This window comes from Aureimonas jatrophae, assembly GCF_900104035.1.
Classification (GTDB): Bacteria; Pseudomonadota; Alphaproteobacteria; order Rhizobiales; family Rhizobiaceae; genus Aureimonas; species Aureimonas jatrophae.
Genome location: NZ_FNIT01000004.1, coordinates 378,367 through 397,844 on the forward strand (window position 1 = coordinate 378,367; position 19,478 = coordinate 397,844).

Consider the following 19,478-nt stretch of genomic DNA (forward strand, 5'->3'; position numbering starts at 1 on the left):
TCGCGCGCGGGTCTCAGACGTCCAGCGTCGCCAGCACCGGCACATGGTCCGAGGGCTGGGTCCAGCCGCGCGCCGCGCGCAGGATGCGCACGTCGGAAAGGTGCGGCTCGAGGTCGGGCGAGCTCCAGATATGGTCGAGACGGCGGCCCTTGTCGGCGGCGTCCCAGTCCTTCGCCCGGTAGCTCCACCACGTGTAGAGCTTGGCGGGCTCGGGGATGTGGCGACGCAGGAGGTCGCGCCACCCGCCGTCCCGGATGATGGCGAGCATCTCCTCGGTCTCGACCGGCGTGTGCGAGACGATCTTGAGAAGCTGCTTGTGGCTCCAGACGTCGTGCTCGAGCGGCGCGACGTTGAGGTCGCCGACGAGGATCGATGAGACGCCGGCCTCCTCCTGCGCGCGCATCCGGCGCATCTCGGCCAGGAAGCGCAGCTTGTGGTCGAACTTCGGGTTGACCAGCGGGTCCGGCTCGTCGCCGCCCGCCGGAACGTAGAGATTGTGGACGCGGATGCGCCGCTCGCCCACGCGCAGCGTCAGCGCCAGGTGACGCGCGTCGCCCATCTGGCAGAAGTCGCGCCGCTCCTCGCGCTCGAAGGGGTGGCGCGAGATCGTGGCGACGCCGTGGTAGCCCTTCTGGCCGTGGATCGCGACATGCGGGAAGCCCGCCGCATGAAAGGCTTCCAGCGGGAAGAGCTCGTTCGGGCACTTGGTTTCCTGAAGGCACAGGACGTCGGGCGCCTCCTCGGCCAGGAGGCGCTGGACGATCGGAAGCCGCAGGCGCACCGAGTTGATGTTCCAGGTCGCGATCGTGAAGGGCATGGGGGTCGGCGTCCAGGCAGGGTCGGTCGCGCCGCTTATGGGGGACCGCCACCCGCCCCGCAAGGCGAGGCGCGGCCCATGGATCGCGCGCCGCGCTCGCGCGTTGACTGGGCGAGACGGGGACGAGGGATCATCGCCAAGTGTTCGAGGGCTTCGAGACGCGCATCGTGCCGGGCGCGGGTGCCGACATCTTCTGCCGGATCGCGGGCTCGGGACCGCCGCTTCTCCTGCTGCACGGCTATCCCCAAACCGGGGCCATGTGGGCGGGGATCGCGCCGCGGCTGGCCGAACGGTTCACGGTCGTGGTGGCGGACCTGCGCGGCTACGGGCAGTCCTCGCAGCCCGACTCGCGCTCCGGCGAGCACTACGCCAAGCGCTCCATGAGCAACGACATGGCGGCCGCGATGCGCGAGCTCGGACACGAGCGCTTCCATCTGGCCGGCCACGACCGGGGCGGGCGCGTCGCCTATCGTCTGGCGCTCGACCATCCGGAGGCGGTGTCCAGGCTCGCCGTTCTCGACATCGTGCCGACCCTCACGATGTGGGAGCGCATGGACGCAGCGCGCGCCCTGTCGGGCTACCACTGGAGCTTCCTGGCCCAGCCCAACCCGCTGCCCGAGCGGCTGATCGGCGCCGACCCGGTCTTCTACCTCGACCACACGCTGGCGAGCTGGACCGCGAGCCATTCCACGAGCGCCTTCTCGCCCGAGGCCCTGTCCGAATACCGGCGCGCCTTCAACCGGCCGGAGGCGATCCACGCGGCCTGCGAGGACTATCGCGCGGGCGCCACGATCGACCGGACGCACGACGAGGCCGATCGCGCGGCGAACCGGCGCATCGCAGCGCCGGTGCTGGCGATCTGGGGCGCGGACGGCACGCCCGCCAAGGGCGGGGACCCGCTGGATGCCTGGCGCCCCTGGGTCGCGGGCGACCTCGACGGCGTCGAGGTGCCGGGCGGCCACTTCGTCGTGGAGGAGGCGCCCGAGGACACGCTCGCGGCGCTTCTCGCGTTCTTCGGCCGCTGAGACCTCAGTAGAAGCGTCCGTAGCCCCAGCCGACGCCGAGCCCCGCACCGCCGATCCCGACGCCCCCGCCGTAGAGCCGGGCGCGCCGGTCGGCCGAGCGCTCGATGTCGCGGCGCTGCAGGCATTCCGCGAACGCCGTGGTGCGCGGCCGGAAGCCGTAGTCGCGACAGGCCGCCTCGTCGGCGGCGCGACGCTCCTCCGGACTTGCCGAAACGCAGGCCGACAGCATCAGCGGCAGAACAACGAGGGCGAGCGTGGCGCGACGCATGAGCACTTTTCCCGACAGGCGACTGGACGGGGAACGACGTTTCACGTGAAACGCTCCCGGCCGTCCGCCGCCCGATCGGGGCGCGCCTACTTGTTGCCGGTCTGGCCCGTCGCGATGCGGCTGTAGGGAATGGCGAACTGGTCCTTGTCGACGCTCGCCCCGTCCTGGACGTTGTAGATCATCACGGTCGTGTCCTTGCCCTGCGCGTCGCGAATCGTCCACTGGCGCAGGTCATAGGTCGAGGGGTCGAACATCATGGTGATGCGCGAGGAGCCGAAGATCGACTTGTCGCCCATCACGATCGTGGTGAGGTCGGGCCCCTCCTTCACGCTCTGGATGTTGGCGCCGGACAGGTCGATGCGCTGGTCGAGTAGGAGCTTCAGCGGCGTCTTGGACAGCGGATACAGGTCCCACGTGTTGAGCTTGCGGTTGTTCACCGCGACCTGCGAGCCGTCCGAGATCACGCGCACCGGCGTGCCCTTGTAGTCGAAGCGGATGCGGCCCGGGCGCTCCAGCGCGAACGTGCCCTCGCTCTGGTTGCCGGCCGCGTCGAACTGAACGAACTCGCCGCGCATGGACTTCACGGACGAGAAGTGGTCGGCGACGCGCTGGGCGACGGCGCCCGCGCCCTGGGCCAGGGCGGCGCCCGAGCCGGCCAGCGTCGCTCCGGCCAGAAGGGCGGCCGACAGGAAGGCGCCCGTGATGCGTCGAGAGATGGTCATGGGTTGATCGGTCCTCGAATGGCGACAGGGGCCGCAATGCGCCCCCCGGGGGTCGGGTTGCATATAGGAAGGGGACCCGGCCCCATTGCGGCAGTTCACATGAAATCCGCGTCAGAATGCCGGAAACACCCTGACGCCGACCTGAACGACGCGCGACGACACGGCCACGGGAGGGCGGCGGACAAGGATCGGCCAGGCACCGCAGAGCCATCGCCCGCGCCGTCGGACGCTTGTGCTCCCGCGCGTCAGTGCCGGTCCGATGCGCAGCGGCCGTGATCGCCGAGCACCTCGATCACCCGGCATCCGGCGACCGAGTGGTTCGAGCAGTCCGCCATGCGAGCGACCTCCGCCCGCAGCGCGGTCAGCCGGGCGATCTTGTGGTCGATCTCGGCCAGATGGGCCGCCGCGATCCGGTCGGCGCTCTCGCAAGGGCGGTCCGGCTCGCCCGCCAGCGCCAAGAGTTCGCGGATCGGCTCGATATCGAAGCCGAGCTCGCGGGCGTGCCGGATGAACCGGAGCCGTCGCAGGTCGCTCGCGTCGTAGAGGCGGCGGTTGCCCTCGGTCCTCGGCGGAGCGGCCAGGAGGCCGATCTGCTCGTAGTAGCGGATCGTCGGCACCTTGATGCCGCTCGCCCGCGAGGCTTCTCCGATCGCAACGCCGCCCGTCATGATTTCCGCTTGCTCCTCTAGCCGTTAGAGGAGGTACGCCTCGCCCGGAACCGACGCAAGGAAGACGCCATGAGCACGGTGGTGAGCGAGAGCCGCTTCAAGGTCACGGGCATGGACTGCGCCGCCTGCGGCAGCAAGGTGGACACCGCGATTCGGCGGTTGCCGGGCGTGGAGGACGTCGCCGTCTCGGTAGCGGCGGGAACGGTCAGGGTCCGCCATGCCGACGGCTTCGACGCCGCCGCGCTGACGCGGCAGGTTCGGAACCTCGGCTACGGTGCCGAAGACGCGGACGGGGCCGAGACAGCCGGACGGCATGACCATGACCATGCCGGCCACACGCACCGCGACCCCACCGAGGCGGCTCCTCCGTGGTGGCGGACGAAGAAGGCGAGGCTGACGGGGACTTGCGCCGCAGCACTGCTCGCGGCCTACGGCCTCGGCCACCTCGCGCCCACGCTGGAGCGTCCGGCCTTCCTCGCCGCACTCGCTGTCGGTCTGGTTCCCGTCGCCTGGCGCGCGATCACAGCTGCCCGGTTCGGAACGCCCTTCTCGATCGAGACGCTGATGGCGATCGCGGCCATCGGCGCCGTCTTCATCGGCGCCGAGGAGGAAGCGGCGACCGTCGTGCTCCTGTTCCTCGTCGGCGAGATGCTGGAGGGGCTGGCTGCCAGCCGTGCCCGGGCGAGCATCCAGGGCCTGTCCTCGCTCGTGCCGAAGACGGCGCTCGTCGAAAGGGACGGCGAGACGACCGAGGTTTCGGCGGAGAGCCTCGCGGTCGGCGCCGTCATCCTGGTGCGTCCCGGCGACCGCATCCCGGCCGACGGCACGGTCCTGGAGGGCGCCGGCGAGGTCGACGAGGCGCCGGTCACCGGCGAGAGCGTGCCCAAGCGCAAGGCGGTCGGTGATCCCGTCTTTGCCGGCACCGTCAACGCGGGCTCGGTCCTCAGGGTGCGCGTCACGGCCGCCGCTGCCGACAACACGATCGCGCGCATCGTCCGCCTCGTGGAGGAGGCACAGGAGCGAAAGTCGCCGACGGAGCGCTTCATCGACCGCTTCTCGAGGGTCTACACGCCCGCCGTCCTCGCGGTCGGGTTGCTCGTCGCCGGAGGACCGCCCCTCCTGCTTGGAGCGGACTGGAGCGAGTGGATCTACAAGGGTCTCGCCATCCTCCTGATCGGCTGCCCCTGCGCGCTCGTCATCTCGACGCCCGCTGCCATCGCAGCGGGCCTGTCGGCGGGCGCCCGTCGCGGCCTTCTGATGAAGGGCGGGGTCGTGCTGGAGACGCTCGGCCGGATCACGGCGGTCGCCTTCGACAAGACGGGGACGCTGACCAGGGGCAAGCCGGTCGTGACCGCGGTCGTCGCCGCGGGTCGCCCGGCGCGGGACGTCCTGTCGCTCGCGGCCGCGCTGGAGACGGGATCGAGCCATCCGCTGGCGCTGGCCATCCTCGAGCGGGCGAAGGCCGACAAGGCCCCGATCCCGCCCGCCTTCGACGCGAGAGCCGTTCCCGGCGAGGGCGTCGAGGGCCGGGTCGGCGGCGAACCGGTGTTCCTGGGGTCTGCGCAGGCGGCCGCGCGCCGCACGACGCTCGGGGCGGAGCACCTTGCCGCGATCGCCGCGCTGAACGCCGAGGGCCGGACCGTATCGGTCGTGCTCTCACGCGTCGGCGTCGCGGGCTTCATCGCCCTGCGCGACGAGGCGAGGCCGGACGCCCGCGCGGCGCTGGCCGACCTGAAGGCCGAGGGTATTCGCACCGTCATGCTGACCGGCGACAACCGTACGACAGCCGAAGCCGTCGCAGCGAGCCTCGGCATCCGGGCATGCGCCGAACTCCTGCCGCAGGACAAGCAGCGCATCGTGCGCGAGCTCCGGTCCGAGGGGTTCAAGGTCGCCACGGTCGGCGACGGCATCAACGACGCCCCGGCGCTGGCGGCGGCCGACATCGGCATCGCCATGGGCGGCGGCACGGACGTCGCGCTGGAAACGGCGGATGCGGCGGTGCTGCACGGGCGCGTGCGCGACGTTCCCGACATGATCGCGCTGTCCCGCGCGACCATGCGCAACATCCACTCGAACATCGCGATCGCGCTCGGCATGAAGGCGGTGTTCCTCGTCACCACCGTTCTCGGCATCACGGGCCTGTGGCCCGCGATCCTTGCGGACACGGGCGCGACCGTGCTCGTGACCGCCAACGCGATGCGGCTGCTTGGCTGGAGGCCACGATGAACGGTCGGCGGGGGAAGCGGCGATCCGGATCGGGCAACCGTCGCGCCGTGGCGGGGTCGGCTTGCGCAGATCCCCACTGGGCGCACAGGCTGCACGCCGTTGCCGGAGCGATCGCCGCCGCACCGATCGCGAGGCGCGGCACGGACCGGTTCCAAGCGAGAGCGTAAGGTTGCACCGAGGGGCCTCGGCGCGGTTGCCGGACACGCCCGGCCAGCCGAATGGCCGGGACCCGCGATGGTCGCGAACCGGCCCTTACTTGGGCAGGCGACCCATGCGCTGGATGTCGCGGACGGTGTCGCGGGTCAGCACGGCCACAATGAACACGAAGCCGCCGCAAAAGGCCGCTCCGGCCATGGAGCCGAGGTAATGACCCGGGCTCGCCCAGTCGGCGGACAGGGCCGTCGCCAGACAACCCACGACGGCGCCAATGCTGGCCCCGAGCAACGCAAGCTTCGGCACCCTCATTTCATTCGACACGGATGATCTCCAACAGTTGTTTCGCCGTGCTGCGGGATGGTGTTCTGCCCGGAACGGCGTCGATGATGAATATCGTCGCTTCCGCATAAAGGATCGATACGAATATCGGGCCGGCGACGCCGTCCCAGCTGTGCAGCCCTTCTCAGATGCGGGTTCGAAGCCGGATCGCCGGCCGGGCGGTCCCGCCGCCTAGAGAAGCGCAAACACCAGGACGAGAAGGAAGAAACCGCCGATACCGTAGACGGCCCAGCGGTTCGGGACGGCATCGTTTCTGCGGGCGCGCGAGGAAACCCAGACGACCATCCGCTTCGCGTTCCCGGCTGGGGCGCCCCGGTCCGCACCTCGTGCGCGATGTGCGCGCTTCATCGCCTGTCTCCGGTCTCGGCCTGGCGCCGCGCGCGCGTGTTTCCGCACGGCTTCATGGGTCCGGCGGCGGAGGCGGGCCGCGCCGTCCCCGCCGATCGCCGACCCGTCACGACACCAGCCGCACGGCCGGTCCGGGAAGCGTCTCCACCGCGTTCGCCGGCGGCGTGTAGCAGACGTGTCGGGCCACCTCGTCCAGGACCCGGCGTTCGCGCCTGGCGAACTCCAGCGCCGCCTCGCGCGACACGAAGATGCCGCCGCAGCCGTTGCAGGGCCCCTCGACGATCCAGCTCCCGTGTCCGTCGGGGCGGAGCGTGAACGCCAGCGGGTCCGGTTCGACCTTCGGCAGCGCGCTCATCGGGCCGCTCCCGCGGCGACCGCAGGCCGGACCGGACCACGCGGTGGCACGGCCTCGATCGCATCCCTCACCGACGCCGCCTGCCGTTGCGCGGCCCGGCCCAGCGTGTGGAGCGGCAGGCGCACGGTGGTCTCGCATCCGACGCTCTCGTGCAGCAGGTCCTTGAGCGCGGCGACCCCTTCCGCCTCGACGAGGTCGACCAGCGGCCGCAGGCGGGACTGGAACTCGCGCGCCAGGGCGCCGTCGTTGCCGCGGATCGCGTCCCACAGGCCGACGACCAGCGTCGGCGCGACGTTCGCGACGGCGCTGAACAGGCCGTCGGCGCCGAGCAGACCCGTCGCGGCCGCCGTCGGCTCGTGGCCCGCAAGGAAGGCGACGCCGTGGCGCGCGCGCGTCATGCATTCGACGTGCAGCGGGTTGGCGGAATGGTCGACGATCGCGGCGACGTTCGCCACCCGCGTCAGCTCGGCCATCTGGCAGGACGAGAGCTGGACCTTGGTCGCGGCCTCGTCGAACTCGAGAAAGAGCGGCAGCCTCGTTGCGGCCGCGACCGCCTCGACATGCGCGCGGACCCCGCTGAACGAGGGCTTGTTGTAGAAGGGCATGACGAGCACGAGGCCGTCCGCGCCCGCTGCCTCGGCGTCGAGCGCCAGCGCGATGGACCGGGCCGTGCTCGGCGTTCCGACATGGGCGAGGACGGACATGCGGCCCTTGGCCGACGCCGTGGCTTCGATCAGGGCGATGCGCTCGGCCTGCTCCAGGGTCGATCCCTCGCCGGCCCAGCCGGCGACGGCGACCGCGGCGACGCCGCTGCGGGCCTGCCAGCGCGTCAGCGAGGCGACGCGGAACGTGTCCACCGTGGACGACCGGCCGAAGTCGGCATCGAAGCTGGACTTGAACGGTGTGACCAGTGAGGTGACCACGCCCGAGAATGCGGCACTCATCGAAGGAGCTTGCCCCCCGTTGTTTCGATGGGGGGAATCTCGGCAGAACCGCATAAAGGGTCGATACGAATTTCCCGCACCCCGATCACGGGGCGGGGAGCGCCATTACCGCGCCTCGAACGCAGGGGCCGCCAGGAGTTCGGCCCGTGTGAGGTCGCTGACGAGACGCGCCCCTCGCCCGTCACCCCGCCCCGGCGCGCCGCCCGCCATCAGGGCGTCGAGGGTCGCGGCCAGTCCGCCCTCGGGCCGGTCTTGCGTCTCCTGACCGTCGGCGACCTCCGTCGCCCGGTCCGCCTCGGGATGGATCGACCCGATCGGGACGGCCACCGTGCGCGTGGTCACGCCGAGCACCCATCCGACCCGAACCGCGAGCGCGACCACGCGAAGATCGCGGCTCAGCACCGCGTCGCTGACCGTTCCCAGGCGTTCGCCCTGCCGGTCGATCACCGCGGCGCCGATCAGCGTGGAGGCCATCGTCTCGCCCGGGCCCGGCGACTGGAGGGGGCCCCGCGACGGCATGGCGCCGTCCGCGGTCCCGGTGCAGGCGTGGGGATCGCGGCAGTCCGCCGCGGCCCAGGCGCCCGCGAAGATGGCGCCGCCGATCAGCAGCACCCCGGCACAGGCGCCGGGCATCGTTCCGGCTCGACGTCGACGTGTCGGTTCCATGTCGTCCTCCCTCAAACCAGTCGGTACCCGATGCCGGGCTCGGTCAGGATCAGGCGCGGCGCGGAGGGGTCCTCCTCGAGCTTCTGGCGGATCTGCCCGACGTAGACGCGCAGGTACTGGGTGTCGCCCTGGTTGGCCGATCCCCACACCTCGCGCAGGAGGTGAGCGTGGGTGACGACCTTGCCGGCGTTCTGGAGGAGCACGACGAGCACGTCGAACTCGCGGCGCGTCAGGCGGACCTCGCGGCCGCCCCGGCGCACGACATGGGCACCGAGGTCCACCTCGACGTACCCAGCCGCGAGGATCCCCTGGTCCGTCCTTGGCTTGGCATGCCGGAGCGCGGCCCGGAGCCGTGCCATCAGCTCGCCCACGCCGAACGGCTTCTCGACATAGTCGTCGGCGCCCAGATCCAGCGCCTGCACCTTCTCGGTCTCGCGGTCGCGCGCCGACAGGACGACGATCGGCACGGCCGAGTCCTTGCGCAGCCGCCGGATCACCTCCTTGCCGTCGAGGTCGGGCAGGCCGAGGTCGAGCACGATCGCGTCGGGCTGCGCGTCCGAGGCGAACTTCAGGGCGTCCGCGGCCGTGAGGGCCGGGACGACGCGGTACCCCTCGGCCGTCAGGACGGGCTTCAGGAAGCGATGGATCGCGGGCTCGTCGTCGACGAGGAGGATGGTCGGCTGGGTCATGGGGTCGGCGCGCGTTCGGATGGCAGTCGGATCAGGAAGGCGGCCCCGCGGGGGCGGGCGGCGTCGGGCGGCAGCAGTTCCACCGTGCCGCCATGCGCCTCGACGATGCCCTTGGTGATCGCAAGGCCGAGGCCCGCGCTGTCGCCGCCGTCGGCGGTCGAGGTCCGCATCCGGGTGAACTTCTCGAAGACGTGCTCGCGCAGGTCCGGCGGGACGCCGGGACCGTCGTCGGCGATCTCGATCGCGATGCCGCCGGGTTCGGCCCGGGCCCGGAGCGTCACGCCCGCGTTCGCCCCCGCGTGCTTGACGGCGTTGCCGACGACGTTGCCGACGGCCTGGTCGAGAAGCGTCCCGTCGCCGAAGGCCAGGATCGGCTCCGGCGGCAGGTCCACCGAGAACCGCTGGGTCGCGCCGCGCCGGCGCGCCTGGTCGACCTGGCGTTCCAGCATCTCGCGGATGTCGACCCAGTCCTTGGTGATCTCGAGCGCTCCCGCCTCGAGGCGCGTCATCGACAGGAGGTTGCGGACCATCTGGTCGAGCTGCCGCGCCTCGTCGCGCACCTGCGCGAGGAGGTCGTCGCGGGCGGCGGCGTCCAGCCGGTCGCGGTAGTCGATCAGCGCGGTCGCGGACCCGAGGATCGAGGCGAGCGGGGTGCGGAAGTCGTGGCTGATCGAGGCGAGGAGGATGTTGCGCACCCGCTCGGTCTCGGCCGCGGTGCGCGCGCTGCGCACCTCGGTCGACAGGAGCGCGCGATGGAGGGCGGCCGCGGTCTGTTCGGCAAGCGCCGACAGGAGCGTCCGGACCTCGGCGTCGAGGGACTCGGCTCCTGGCGGCCGCTCGATCCCGAGGACGCCGACCTTGCTGTCCTGGACCGCGAGCGGGAGGAAGGTCCAGCCGCTGGAGGGCAGCGTCTGCGTGCCCGCCCCTGCCTTCTCGCCATGCTCGTGCGCCCAGCGCGCGGCGGTGCGCGCGGGAACGTCGAGCCGGTCGTCGGGCGGCCAGGCCGCGGCGATGGCGAGGTCCCCCGCGTCGGGCCGCAGGATCGTGACCGCCCGCCCGATCGCGGCGTTGATCTCGGTCGCGGCGGCCTCCGCGACGGCGCCGACATCGGGAAGCGCCGAGAGCGTGCGCGTAAATTCGTAGAGGCGCCGGGCGGCCCTGGTGCGACGCGCGGAGGCGCGCATCTGCTCGCGGGCCTGGCCGGCGACCGCGGAGATCGCCACGGCGATGATCAGGAACACCACCAGCGCCAGGACCTCGTGCGGCCGGGCGACCGTGAACGTGCCTCGCGGGTCGATGAAGAAGAAGTTGTAAGCCCCGAACGAGAGGAACGAGGCGAAGACCGCCGACCAGACGCCGTAGAGAAGCGCCGGCGTCAGGACCGCCAGAAGATAGAGCATCGAGACGTTGGGCAGGGGCACGAAGCGCACGAGCTCGGTGCCGAGAAGGGTCGCCAGGGCGACGCTGCCGGCGGCCGTTCCGTAGCCGATCCAGCCGCCAGGCTCCGGCCAGGACCACGACCGGGGCGGCGGCGCCTCGCTTTCCGTCAGGACGAGCACCGACACGCCTTTGGCCCGGCCGACCAGCGCATCGGCGAGGTTGCCCTCGGACCACGGCAGCTTCAGGCGGCGCGACCGCGCCTTGCCGACCACGATCTGGGTGACGTTCTCGAAGCGCGAGAAGCGCAGGATCTCGGCGGGAAGGTCGGCGGCCACCAGGCTGTGCGTCTCGGCGCCCAGGCTCTTGGCCAGTTGCAGGGACGCGTCGAGGCGCGACGCCTCGTTGGCCTCCAGCACGGCGCCGGGGCGCTCGATGGTCACGGCGAACCACGGCGCGTCGAGAAGGTCGGCGAGGCGCTTGCCCTCGCGCACGAGGCGCTCGGCCTGCCGGTCGGGACCGATGCAGACGAGAAGGCGCTCGCCCGCCGCCCAGGGGCCCTCGATCGCCCCGCCCTGCATGCGCTCGACGAGGTCCGAGTCGACCTGCGCGGCCACCTGGCGCAGCGCCAGCTCGCGCAGCGCCGTGAGGTTGGAGGGCTTGAAGAAGTTCTGCGTGGCGCGGGTCGCGGTGTCCTCGACATAGACCTTGCCCTCGGCCAGGCGCCGGATCAGCTCGTCGGAGGGCAGGTCGACCAGGACGATCTCGTCGGCCACCTCCAGCGTCGTGTCAGGCACGGTCTCGCGCACGCGCACGCCCGTGATGCGCTGGACGACGTCGTTGAGGCTCTCGACATGCTGGACGTTCATCGTGGTCCAGACGTCGATGCCGGCCTTCAGGCATTCGGCGACGTCCTGCCAGCGCTTGGGGTGGCGCGAGCCCTCGACGTTGGAATGGGCGTACTCGTCGACCAGCAGCAGCGAGGGGCGGCGGGCGAGCGCGGCGTCGATGTCGAACTCGGGAACGAGCCGCCCCCGGTAGGGGATGGGCTTGCGCGGCAGCACCTCGAGGTCGGCGACCATCGCCTCGGTATCGGCGCGCCCATGCGTCTCGACGATGCCGACGAGGACGTCGCGCCCCCCGGCCCTGGCGGCGCGCGCGGCGCCCAGCATGGCGTAGGTCTTGCCGACGCCGGGCGCCGCGCCCAGGAACAGCCGCAGCTTGCCCCGTCCCTCGCGCTCGGCATGGGCGAGAAGGGCATCGGGTGAGGCTCTGGGCGCGTCGTCCTGCATCGCGGTCGGTCCGGATCTCGCCGGGGGCCGATCGGCCGGCCCGGAAACGGGGTTCGGCGCAGAAGGGAGCCCCGAGGGACCCTTCCGCGCCGTCATGGCCATCACATAGGGTCCGGGGAGCCCGGACCGCAGGAGGCGTCAGTTCGCGGGCGTCGCGGCCGAGGCCGTCGGCGTGCCCGCCGCCGGCGCGGCCGGCGCGGGCGCGAGCGCGTCGAGCGCGAGGTTCACCGCCAGCACGTTGACGCGCGGCTCGCCGAGAACGGCCAGGGTCCGGCCCGTCGTGTTCTCGGCAATCGCGCGGCGCACGGCATCCGCCTCGACGCCGCGCGCGGCGGCGATGCGGGCGACCTGAAGCTCGGCAAAGGCCGGCGACACGTCGGGGTCGAGGCCCGAGCCGGACGTGGTGATCGCGTCGGCGGGAAGCGTGCTCGCGCCGGTCGCCGCCTTCATCGCCTCGCCGTCCGTCTTCAGGCGATCAGCCAGCTTGGCGCTGGTGGGGGCGAGGTTGGTGCCCGACGACGACGCGCCGTCGTAACCGTTGCCCGCCGCCGACGGACGGCCCTGGAGGTAGCGGCCTTCCGCGAAGGCCTGCCCGATCAGGCTGGAGCCGACCGGCTGACCGTCCCGCATCACGAGGCTGCCGCCGGCCTGCTCGGGCAGGGCGGCCCCGGCGATCGCCGTCATGGCTGCGGGGTAAAGGATCCCGAGGAGGATCGTGAGGATGCCGAGGAGCGTCGCCGCGGCGCGAAGTTGCGAGAGCATGGGGGAGTTCCTTGGAAGGGCTCAGGCGAGGCCGAGGGCGGAGACCGCCACGTCGATGATCTTGATGCCGACGAAGGGCACGAGGATGCCGCCGAGGCCGTAGATCAGGAGGTTGCGACGGAGCACCGTGGCGGCGTCCATCGGCCGATAGGGCACGCCGCGCAGCGCGAGCGGGATCAGCGCGACGATCACGAGGGCGTTGAAGATCACCGCCGACAGGATCGCGCTTTCGGGCGTGGCGAGCCGCATGACGTTGAGGACGCCGAGTTCGGGGATCGCCGCGATGAACAGCGCCGGGATGATGGCGAAGTACTTCGCGACGTCGTTGGCGATCGAGAAGGTCGTCAGCGAACCGCGCGTCATCAGGAGCTGCTTGCCGATGCCCACGATCTCGATGAGCTTGGTGGGATCGGAGTCGAGGTCCACCATGTTGCCGGCCTCGCGGGCGGCCTGCGTGCCGGTCTGCATGGCGACGCCGACATCGGCCTGGGCGAGCGCCGGCGCGTCGTTGGTGCCGTCGCCGCACATGGCGACCAGCCGGCCCTGCCGCTGCTCGTTGCGGATGTAGTTCAGCTTGTCCTGAGGCGTGGCTTCCGCGATGAAGTCGTCGACGCCCGCCTCGCCCGCGATCGCGGCGGCCGTGACCGGGTTGTCGCCGGTCACCATGACCGTGCGGATGCCCATGCGGCGCAGCTCGGCGAAGCGCTCCTTGATGTCGGGCTTCACGACGTCCTTGAGGTGGATGACGCCGATGTAGCGGCCGTTCTCGGCGAGCCCCAGCGGCGTGCCGCCGGACTTGGCGATGCGCTCCACAGCCTGCGTGAAGGCAGCGGGCTCGGGCACGTCGCGGCCGGCGGTCTCGCGCACGAAGCGGCGGATCGCGTCGACCGAACCCTTGCGGATGGTCTTCGAGCCGGTGTCGACGCCCGACAGGCGGGTGGCGGCCGAGAACGGGATGAACGTCGATCCCGCCGGCGGAGCTTCCGGAACGGAGACCCCGTACTTCTCGCGCGCCAGAACCAGGATCGAGCGCCCTTCCGCCGTCTCGTCGGCCAGCGAGGCCTCCACCGCGATGTGGGCGGCTTCCGTGTCCGTCACGCCCTGGACGGCGACGAACTCCGAGGCCATGCGGTTGCCGAAGGTGATCGTGCCGGTCTTGTCGAGAAGCAGCGTGTCGACGTCGCCCGACGCCTCCACCGCCTTGCCCGACATGGCGAGCACGTTGTGGCGGATCAGCCGGTCCATGCCGGCGATGCCGATCGCCGACAGGAGCCCGCCGATCGTGGTCGGGATGAGGGTGACGAGAAGCGCAACGAGGATCGGCACGGAGACCGCGGCGCCCGCATAGGACGACAGGCCCGTCAGCGTGACGACGGCGATCAGGAAGATCAGCGTCATGCCGACGAGGAGGATGGTGAGCGCCAGCTCGTTCGGCGTCTTCTGCCGCTCGGCGCCTTCCACCAGCGCGATCATGCGGTCGAGGAACGAGGAGCCAGGGGCAGCCGTGATGCGCACCACCAGCCAGTCGGAGACGACCGTGGTGCCACCGGTGACCGCCGAGCGGTCGCCGCCCGCCTCGCGGATCACGGGCGCAGATTCGCCGGTCACGGCCGCCTCGTTGACGGAGGCGATGCCCTCCACGATCTCGCCGTCGCCCGGCACGAGGTCGCCGGTCTCGACCAGGACGTGGTCGCCGACTTTCAGGTCGAGCGCCGAGACGGACTGGATGGCGCGGCGGTCCTTGGGCGAGGCCATGCGCTTGGCGACCGTGTCGGTGCGCGCCTTGCGCAGGCTGTCGGCCTGGGCGCGGCCGCGCCCTTCCGCGATGGCCTCGGCGAAGTTGGCGAACAGCACCGTGAACCAGAGCCAGGCCATGATCTGGCCGGTGAAGAGGAGTGGGTTGCCGGCGAGGAGGTCGCGCACGAAGAGGACGGTGACGACCGCCGCGACGACCTCGGTGACGAAGATCACCGGGTTGCGCATGAGGGCGACGGGGTTGAGCTTCTTGAAGGCGTCGACCATGGCCCGGCCGACGAGGTCGGGCCGGAAGGTGGACGTTGCGGCCTTGGCAGCCATGGGGCGTGTCCTTGTTGCCGGATCCTTCACGAGGACCCACGCGGAATGGGTGACGGTTCGGATGGGCGGCCCGGCGCTGGAGGCCGGGCCGCGCCCAAGGTCGTCAGGGGGCGTCAGAAGGTCTTGCCGGCCAGCATCTGCACCTGCTCGGCGATGGGGCCGAGGGCGAGCGCGGGGAAGAACTGGAGGCCGCCGAGGATCAGGATGATGCCGGCGAGAAGCCCGACGAAGAGCGGCCCATGCGTCGGGAAGGTGCCCGACGAGGGGGCAAGCTTGGTCTTGCCGACCAGCGAGCCGGCGATCGCCATCATCGGCACGATGTAGGCGAAGCGGCCGAGCAGCATGGCCAGGCCCAGCGTCGTGTTCCACCAGGGCGAGTTGGCCGACAGGCCGCCGAAGGCCGAGCCGTTGTTGCCGGCCGCTGAGGTGTAGGCGTAGTAGATCTCCGACAGGCCGTGCGGACCGGCATTGCCGAGGCCCGACAGGGCCGCCGGCAGGACCGCCGAGACCGCCGAGAAGCCGAGGATCGCGGCCGGCAGGATGAGGATCGCGAGGATCGCCATCTTCATCTCCTTGGCCTCGATCTTCTTGCCGAGATATTCCGGCGTGCGGCCGACCATGAGGCCCGCCACGAAGACCGAGATGATCGCGATCACCAGAATGCCGTAGAGGCCCGAGCCGACGCCGCCCGGCAGGATCTCGCCGAGCATGATCAGCACCATCGGCACCATGCCGCCGATCGGCGTGAACGAGCCGTGCATGGCGTTGACGGCGCCGTCCGACAGGCCGGTTGTCGCGGAGGCAAAGAAGGCGGAAGCCGCGAGCCCGAAGCGGACCTCCTTACCCTCCATGTTGCCGCCGGCCGGGTCGAGCCCGGCCGCGGCCAGAACCGGCGTGCCGGCGCTTTCGGCCCAGTAGCAGATCGCCGTCGCGGAGACGAGCAGGAGCCCCATGACCGAGAGGATCGCCACCGCCTGGCGGCGGTCGCCGACGAGCCGGCCGAAGGCGAAGACCAGCGCGGTGGAGACCACCAGCATCTGCCAGATCGTCAGCGCGTTGGAGAGCGGGGTCGGGTTCTCGTAGGGGTGCGCGGCGTTGACGTTGTAGAAGCCGCCGCCGTTGGTGCCGAGCTGCTTGATCGCGATCTGCGAGGCGACGGGCCCGAGCGCCAGCGTCTGCGGCTGGCCCTCCAGCGTCTGGACGCTCGCCGAGGCCTCGAAGGTCTGCGGCGTGCCCATGGCCACCTGCGCGAGGCCCGTGACGATCGCGAGCGGCAGGAGCACGTAGAGCGTGGCGCGCGTCACGTCGGTGAAGAAGTTGCCGACCGTCTGGGCGCCCGAGCGCGCGAAGGCGCGCACCAGCGCCACCGCCAGCGCGATGCCGGTGGCCGCCGACAGGAAGTTCTGGACCGTGAGCCCCGCCATCTGGCTCAGGATGCTCATGGTGGTCTCGCCGCCGTAGCTCTGCCAGTTCGTGTTGGTCACGAACGACACGGCCGTGTTGAAGGCCAGATGCGGGGACAGGCCGGCAAAGCCCTGCGGGTTCAGCGGGAGGAAGGCCTGGAACCGCAGCAGGAGGTACAGAAGCAGGAAGCCCGCGCCGTTGAAGGCGAGCATGGCCAGCGTGTAGGCGAGCCAGCCCTGCTCACGGGTCGGGTCGATGCCCGACACCTTGTAGAAGCCGCGCTCGACGGGGCCGAGGACGGGGGTGAGGAACGTCCGCTCGCCCGCGAAGACGCGGCCCATGAAGGCGCCAAGCGGCACCGCAAACGCGACCACGGCCGCGAGGATCAGGATGATTTGCAGCCAGCCGACGACGGTCATGGCACGGGCCTTTCAGAGACGGGATTCAGAACCGCTCGGGACGCGCGAGCGCGTAGACGAGGTAGGCGGCAAGGGCGAGCGCGACGGCGCCGCCGAGAACGAGGTCGAACATCGTCAGGCTTGGCCCGCCCAGCGCGCGTAGGCGCCCATCAACGCAAAAAAGCCCAGCCCCACGGCCAGGTAGATCAGATCGAACATGCGAGCCCTCCTTTCGGGATCGCCCTCGAATTGGACCCGATCGGCATAAAGGATCCATACGAGTTTTCGCGCCGCCCACCGCTGCGCCGGGCCCCGCCGGTGGCCGGAAGGCGGGGTCGCGCCGACCCGCCCCCCCGTGCGATAGCGACCGTGCCCCGCCCCGCGGCGGCATCGGAGCCCGGACCATGCCCACGACCCTTGCCGTCTTTGCTGCCGCCGCCCTGGCCGAGATCGCCGGATGCTTCGCCTTTTGGGCGTGGCTGCGCCTCGATCGATCCCCGCTCTGGCTGGTGCCGGGCCTCGTATCGCTCGCGGCCTTCGCATGGTTGCTGACGCTCGCGGAGACCGAGAGTGCTGGACGGGCCTATGCCGCGTATGGCGGCATCTACATCCTGTCCTCGATCCTGTGGCTTTGGGCGGCCGAGGGTGTGAGGCCGGACCGCTGGGACATGGCCGGCGCCGCGATCTGCCTGCTGGGAGCCGGCGTCATCCTGCTCGCTCCGCGCGCGGCCTGACCGCAGCCGGCATCCGCGGTAAAGCTCAAAGGCGACCCGGCGCGCCCGCCAGCTCGTCGGCGCCGTCCTGGTGCTCGTCGTCCTGTTTGCTTCGCGCCGGACCAGGACGGCCCCGCCATGCCCCCACTGAACCGTCGATCGCCTGGCCGGTGCGAAACGGCTTTCATTCGCCGGCAAGAACCGCACCGGGCCCGTCGGCGTCTCCGACGGGCGTGAGGGGACGATCCGTTTCCATGCCAGGCCTAACGTTGGACGCGATGGCGATCGTCTGCGATCGTGGGTGCCAGGGAGGCTGCATGATCGTTCTGGACGACGAGCACGACGGATGGGTTCTCCTGGCGGAGGACGGGCAGGTCTATCTCGACGTCCTCTACAGCCACAGCGCGGTGGACTACCTGTTCCTGCTGCGGCTGCGCGACGACGAGGTCGCGCTCTGGCGCGAGCGGGGTCCGGCCTACCTCGACGATCTCGCCTACCGCATTCACGCTAGCGCCCCAGGGGTCGTGGGCAGCCGCTCAGTCTACAAGTCGCGCAGCCTCGTCCTGACGCCGGAGCGCGAACGGGCCAGCGAGGCGATCCGGTCGTATCGTTCGACCGCCTAGACCAAGCCGACGGCGTCCCATGAACGGGCTCGCGACCTGACGCGGAGCCGGCGGCCTCGGCCCTGACCCTGCCGCCCATCCCATCGCTCGGCCGAGCCGGTCACGCCTTGCGATGAAGAACGGCCTTGGGACAAGCATCGGCTCAGCCGCAGCCAGCCGGTGCTCCCGTGGAAGCGAACGCGGAAGGAAGGTCCATGGGCTCGACCAGCGTTCGCCAGTCCAGACTGTTCGACCTTCTTGCCGACCCCCTGCATCGCACCGGTATTCGATCGAACAAGGCGGTCGTCGTATGCCGGCGTGGCCCGGCGAGATCCACCCGACCGAGCCTTTACAGTTCCTTGCAGGTTTTCATCGAATATGTAGCCGGCACTCGAACAAGCCGTACCGCATCGCGTGCTTCGCCGACCCAGCCTCGGTGGCAACTTTGCCGTGTCGCGGTACGCGTTTGAAGGTTCGAGTTCCCCGTATGCTGTCCGGCTTGAAGATGAAGTACAAGGTCGTCGTCTTGTTCTCGTTCGCCCTTGTGGCGACCGTCGCAAGCATGTCGCTGATCTACACGAGCCTGCAGACGGTTCGACAGACGGCCGAGTGGTCCACGCATTCGAACAAGGTCCTGCGCGCCGTCAACGGAGCCATGGCCGCGATGGTGGATCGGGAGACCGGTCTGCGCGGCTTCCTGATCACCGCCAACCCGGCCAACCTCGATCCCTACAAGCAGGGCGGCAGCGCCTTCGAGGCCCATCTCGCTGACGCCGTGCGGCTGACGTCGGACAATCCGGAGCAGCAGAAGCGCTTGGCCCACCTCGGCGAGCTGGCGACGAGCTGGGCCTCGACCGTCGCCGAGCCGGCGATCCGGCTCATGGGGGAGGTTTCGACGCAGGATCAGGCTCGAAGCTTCGAGGTCCGCGCCCTCGGAAAGACGATGATGGACGAGCTGCGGGCGACCGTCTCGGCCGCGACCGCGGAGGAAGAGCAACTGATGGTCACGCGGGAGGCCGCGTCGACGGCCGCCATGCAGACCATCGAGTGGGCCATCTTCGGCGGCACGCTTGCGGTGGTGGTCGTGCTTCTGGGCGCGGGCGCCGTTCTGATCGCCAGCACCGTCGGTCCGCTCAACCGGGCCGTGGACATGGCCCGGCGCATCGGCGCGGGCGACCTGACATACCGCACGCAGGCGAAGGGCCGCGACGAGATTGGCGATCTCCTGCGGTCGATGAATGCGATGAGCGTTCAGCTGTCGCAGATCGTGTCGGACGTGATCGGCTCGGCGGCGCAGGTGGCGGCGGGCTCGCGCCAGTCGGCGGCGACCGCCGAGCAGCTGTCGTCGGGCTCCAGCGAGCAGGCGGCGGCCTCCGAACAGACCTCGGCCGCGGTCGAGGAGATGTCGGGCAACGTGCGCCAGAACGCCGACAACGCGGCCCAGGCCGAGCGCACGGCGGTGCGGGCCCGCGCGCTGGCCGAGGACGTGGCCAGCGCCACCACGCAGGCCGTGGCCTCGATGGCCGAGGTCGCCGAGAAGGTGCGCCTCGTGCAGGAGATCGCGCGCCAGACCGACCTTCTGGCGCTGAACGCGGCGATCGAGGCGGCACGCGCCGGCCCGCACGGCAAGG

At 71.0% G+C, this 19,478-nt stretch carries 19 protein-coding genes; 5 read left to right on the top strand and 14 right to left on the bottom strand.

Annotation, left to right across the window (positions count from 1 at the left end):
- Positions 1 to 13: 13 nt before the first annotated feature.
- A complete protein-coding gene (locus BLQ76_RS11680; RefSeq protein ID WP_090673285.1) occupies positions 14 to 817 on the bottom strand; it encodes an exodeoxyribonuclease III in 804 nt (267 codons plus the stop codon).
- Between the two features lie 140 nt (positions 818 to 957).
- Between BLQ76_RS11680 and BLQ76_RS11685 the strand changes: the two genes are divergently transcribed.
- The gene (locus BLQ76_RS11685) at positions 958 to 1,842 is read left to right on the top strand and encodes an alpha/beta fold hydrolase (protein ID WP_090673287.1); all 885 of its coding nucleotides are present in this window, start codon (positions 958 to 960) and stop codon (positions 1,840 to 1,842) included.
- Positions 1,843 to 1,846: 4 nt separating this feature from the next.
- Here BLQ76_RS11685 and BLQ76_RS11690 read toward each other — a convergent pair whose 3' ends face one another.
- The 3 genes from BLQ76_RS11690 to BLQ76_RS11700 form a co-directional block, all read right to left on the bottom strand.
- Complete coding sequence (locus BLQ76_RS11690; RefSeq protein WP_244519586.1) at positions 1,847 to 2,110, bottom strand: hypothetical protein; 264 nt, start codon at positions 2,108 to 2,110, stop codon at positions 1,847 to 1,849.
- 86 nt (positions 2,111 to 2,196) lie between these two features.
- A complete protein-coding gene (locus tag BLQ76_RS11695; RefSeq protein ID WP_090673289.1) occupies positions 2,197 to 2,832 on the bottom strand; it encodes an outer-membrane lipoprotein carrier protein LolA in 636 nt (211 codons plus the stop codon).
- Positions 2,833 to 3,077: 245 nt separating this feature from the next.
- On the bottom strand, positions 3,078 to 3,500 hold the full coding sequence (locus BLQ76_RS11700) for a MerR family transcriptional regulator (RefSeq protein WP_090673291.1): 423 nt from the start codon (positions 3,498 to 3,500) through the stop codon (positions 3,078 to 3,080).
- Between the two features lie 69 nt (positions 3,501 to 3,569).
- On the opposite strand from BLQ76_RS11700, the gene BLQ76_RS11705 reads away from it, so the two are divergent.
- Positions 3,570 to 5,726, top strand: a complete 2,157-nt coding sequence (locus BLQ76_RS11705) for a heavy metal translocating P-type ATPase (RefSeq protein WP_090673292.1) — start codon at positions 3,570 to 3,572, stop codon at positions 5,724 to 5,726.
- Between the two features lie 252 nt (positions 5,727 to 5,978).
- Here BLQ76_RS11705 and BLQ76_RS11710 read toward each other — a convergent pair whose 3' ends face one another.
- The 10 genes from BLQ76_RS11710 to kdpF all read right to left on the bottom strand — a co-directional run bounded on the left by BLQ76_RS11710 (position 5,979) and on the right by kdpF (position 16,938).
- Positions 5,979 to 6,203, bottom strand: coding sequence for a hypothetical protein (locus BLQ76_RS11710; RefSeq protein WP_170842570.1), 225 nt, complete (start codon positions 6,201 to 6,203; stop codon positions 5,979 to 5,981).
- 472 nt (positions 6,204 to 6,675) lie between these two features.
- On the bottom strand, positions 6,676 to 6,924 hold the full coding sequence (locus BLQ76_RS11715; protein ID WP_090673296.1) for a hypothetical protein: 249 nt from the start codon (positions 6,922 to 6,924) through the stop codon (positions 6,676 to 6,678).
- Entirely contained in the window at positions 6,921 to 7,868 is a 948-nt protein-coding gene (locus tag BLQ76_RS11720) for a dihydrodipicolinate synthase family protein (RefSeq protein ID WP_170842571.1), read from the bottom strand. Before BLQ76_RS11720 ends, BLQ76_RS11715 begins: the two co-directional genes overlap by 4 nt.
- Before the next feature lie 105 nt (positions 7,869 to 7,973).
- Positions 7,974 to 8,534 (bottom strand): PRC-barrel domain-containing protein, encoded by a 561-nt coding sequence (locus BLQ76_RS11725; RefSeq protein ID WP_090673300.1) that lies wholly within the window; start codon positions 8,532 to 8,534, stop codon positions 7,974 to 7,976.
- An 11-nt stretch (positions 8,535 to 8,545) separates the two neighbouring features.
- Entirely contained in the window at positions 8,546 to 9,223 is a 678-nt protein-coding gene (locus BLQ76_RS11730; RefSeq protein ID WP_090673302.1) for a response regulator, read from the bottom strand.
- Positions 9,220 to 11,892 carry a sensor histidine kinase gene (locus BLQ76_RS11735; RefSeq protein ID WP_090673304.1) on the bottom strand — a complete coding sequence of 891 codons (2,673 nt, stop codon included), beginning with the start codon at positions 11,890 to 11,892 and terminating at the stop codon, positions 9,220 to 9,222. Before BLQ76_RS11735 ends, BLQ76_RS11730 begins: the two co-directional genes overlap by 4 nt.
- Before the next feature lie 138 nt (positions 11,893 to 12,030).
- Complete coding sequence (gene kdpC / locus BLQ76_RS11740; protein WP_090673306.1) at positions 12,031 to 12,654, bottom strand: potassium-transporting ATPase subunit KdpC; 624 nt, start codon at positions 12,652 to 12,654, stop codon at positions 12,031 to 12,033.
- A 21-nt stretch (positions 12,655 to 12,675) separates the two neighbouring features.
- On the bottom strand, positions 12,676 to 14,730 hold the full coding sequence (gene kdpB, locus BLQ76_RS11745) for a potassium-transporting ATPase subunit KdpB (RefSeq protein ID WP_090673308.1): 2,055 nt from the start codon (positions 14,728 to 14,730) through the stop codon (positions 12,676 to 12,678).
- Between the two features lie 113 nt (positions 14,731 to 14,843).
- Positions 14,844 to 16,553 carry a potassium-transporting ATPase subunit KdpA gene (gene kdpA, locus BLQ76_RS11750; RefSeq protein WP_090673310.1) on the bottom strand — a complete coding sequence of 570 codons (1,710 nt, stop codon included), beginning with the start codon at positions 16,551 to 16,553 and terminating at the stop codon, positions 14,844 to 14,846.
- 25 nt (positions 16,554 to 16,578) lie between these two features.
- The gene (gene kdpF, locus BLQ76_RS22795) at positions 16,579 to 16,938 is read right to left on the bottom strand and encodes a K(+)-transporting ATPase subunit F (RefSeq protein WP_425285159.1); all 360 of its coding nucleotides are present in this window, start codon (positions 16,936 to 16,938) and stop codon (positions 16,579 to 16,581) included.
- On the opposite strand from kdpF, the gene BLQ76_RS11760 reads away from it, so the two are divergent.
- The 3 genes from BLQ76_RS11760 to BLQ76_RS22540 all read left to right on the top strand — a co-directional run.
- The gene (locus BLQ76_RS11760; RefSeq protein WP_090673314.1) at positions 16,937 to 17,266 is read left to right on the top strand and encodes a YnfA family protein; all 330 of its coding nucleotides are present in this window, start codon (positions 16,937 to 16,939) and stop codon (positions 17,264 to 17,266) included. The two genes, kdpF and BLQ76_RS11760, sit on opposite strands and share 2 nt — an antisense overlap.
- Positions 17,267 to 17,562: 296 nt before the next feature.
- The gene (locus BLQ76_RS11765) at positions 17,563 to 17,868 is read left to right on the top strand and encodes a hypothetical protein (RefSeq protein ID WP_139183995.1); all 306 of its coding nucleotides are present in this window, start codon (positions 17,563 to 17,565) and stop codon (positions 17,866 to 17,868) included.
- Between the two features lie 466 nt (positions 17,869 to 18,334).
- On the top strand, positions 18,335 to 19,478 hold a 1,144-nt coding region (locus BLQ76_RS22540), incomplete at its 3' end, for a methyl-accepting chemotaxis protein (protein WP_090673318.1).

What these genes read in the sequence shown, in the direction of transcription:
- BLQ76_RS11695 (WP_090673289.1), bottom strand. Translation starts at nt 2,832, where the DNA reads ATGACCATCTCTCGACGCATCACGGGCGCCTTCCTGTCGGCCGCCCTT.
- BLQ76_RS11765 (WP_139183995.1), top strand. Translation starts at nt 17,563, where the DNA reads ATGATCGTTCTGGACGACGAGCACGACGGATGGGTTCTCCTGGCGGAG.
- BLQ76_RS11715 (WP_090673296.1), bottom strand. Translation starts at nt 6,924, where the DNA reads ATGAGCGCGCTGCCGAAGGTCGAACCGGACCCGCTGGCGTTCACGCTC.
- kdpF (WP_425285159.1), bottom strand. Translation starts at nt 16,938, where the DNA reads ATGGTCCGGGCTCCGATGCCGCCGCGGGGCGGGGCACGGTCGCTATCG.
- BLQ76_RS11725 (WP_090673300.1), bottom strand. Translation starts at nt 8,534, where the DNA reads ATGGAACCGACACGTCGACGTCGAGCCGGAACGATGCCCGGCGCCTGT.
- BLQ76_RS11760 (WP_090673314.1), top strand. Translation starts at nt 16,937, where the DNA reads ATGCCCACGACCCTTGCCGTCTTTGCTGCCGCCGCCCTGGCCGAGATC.
- BLQ76_RS11705 (WP_090673292.1), top strand. Translation starts at nt 3,570, where the DNA reads ATGAGCACGGTGGTGAGCGAGAGCCGCTTCAAGGTCACGGGCATGGAC.
- kdpA (WP_090673310.1), bottom strand. Translation starts at nt 16,553, where the DNA reads ATGACCGTCGTCGGCTGGCTGCAAATCATCCTGATCCTCGCGGCCGTG.
- BLQ76_RS11730 (WP_090673302.1), bottom strand. Translation starts at nt 9,223, where the DNA reads ATGACCCAGCCGACCATCCTCCTCGTCGACGACGAGCCCGCGATCCAT.
- BLQ76_RS11720 (WP_170842571.1), bottom strand. Translation starts at nt 7,868, where the DNA reads ATGAGTGCCGCATTCTCGGGCGTGGTCACCTCACTGGTCACACCGTTC.
- kdpC (WP_090673306.1), bottom strand. Translation starts at nt 12,654, where the DNA reads ATGCTCTCGCAACTTCGCGCCGCGGCGACGCTCCTCGGCATCCTCACG.
- BLQ76_RS11735 (WP_090673304.1), bottom strand. Translation starts at nt 11,892, where the DNA reads ATGCAGGACGACGCGCCCAGAGCCTCACCCGATGCCCTTCTCGCCCAT.
- BLQ76_RS11700 (WP_090673291.1), bottom strand. Translation starts at nt 3,500, where the DNA reads ATGACGGGCGGCGTTGCGATCGGAGAAGCCTCGCGGGCGAGCGGCATC.
- BLQ76_RS11680 (WP_090673285.1), bottom strand. Translation starts at nt 817, where the DNA reads ATGCCCTTCACGATCGCGACCTGGAACATCAACTCGGTGCGCCTGCGG.
- BLQ76_RS11690 (WP_244519586.1), bottom strand. Translation starts at nt 2,110, where the DNA reads ATGCGTCGCGCCACGCTCGCCCTCGTTGTTCTGCCGCTGATGCTGTCG.
- kdpB (WP_090673308.1), bottom strand. Translation starts at nt 14,730, where the DNA reads ATGGCTGCCAAGGCCGCAACGTCCACCTTCCGGCCCGACCTCGTCGGC.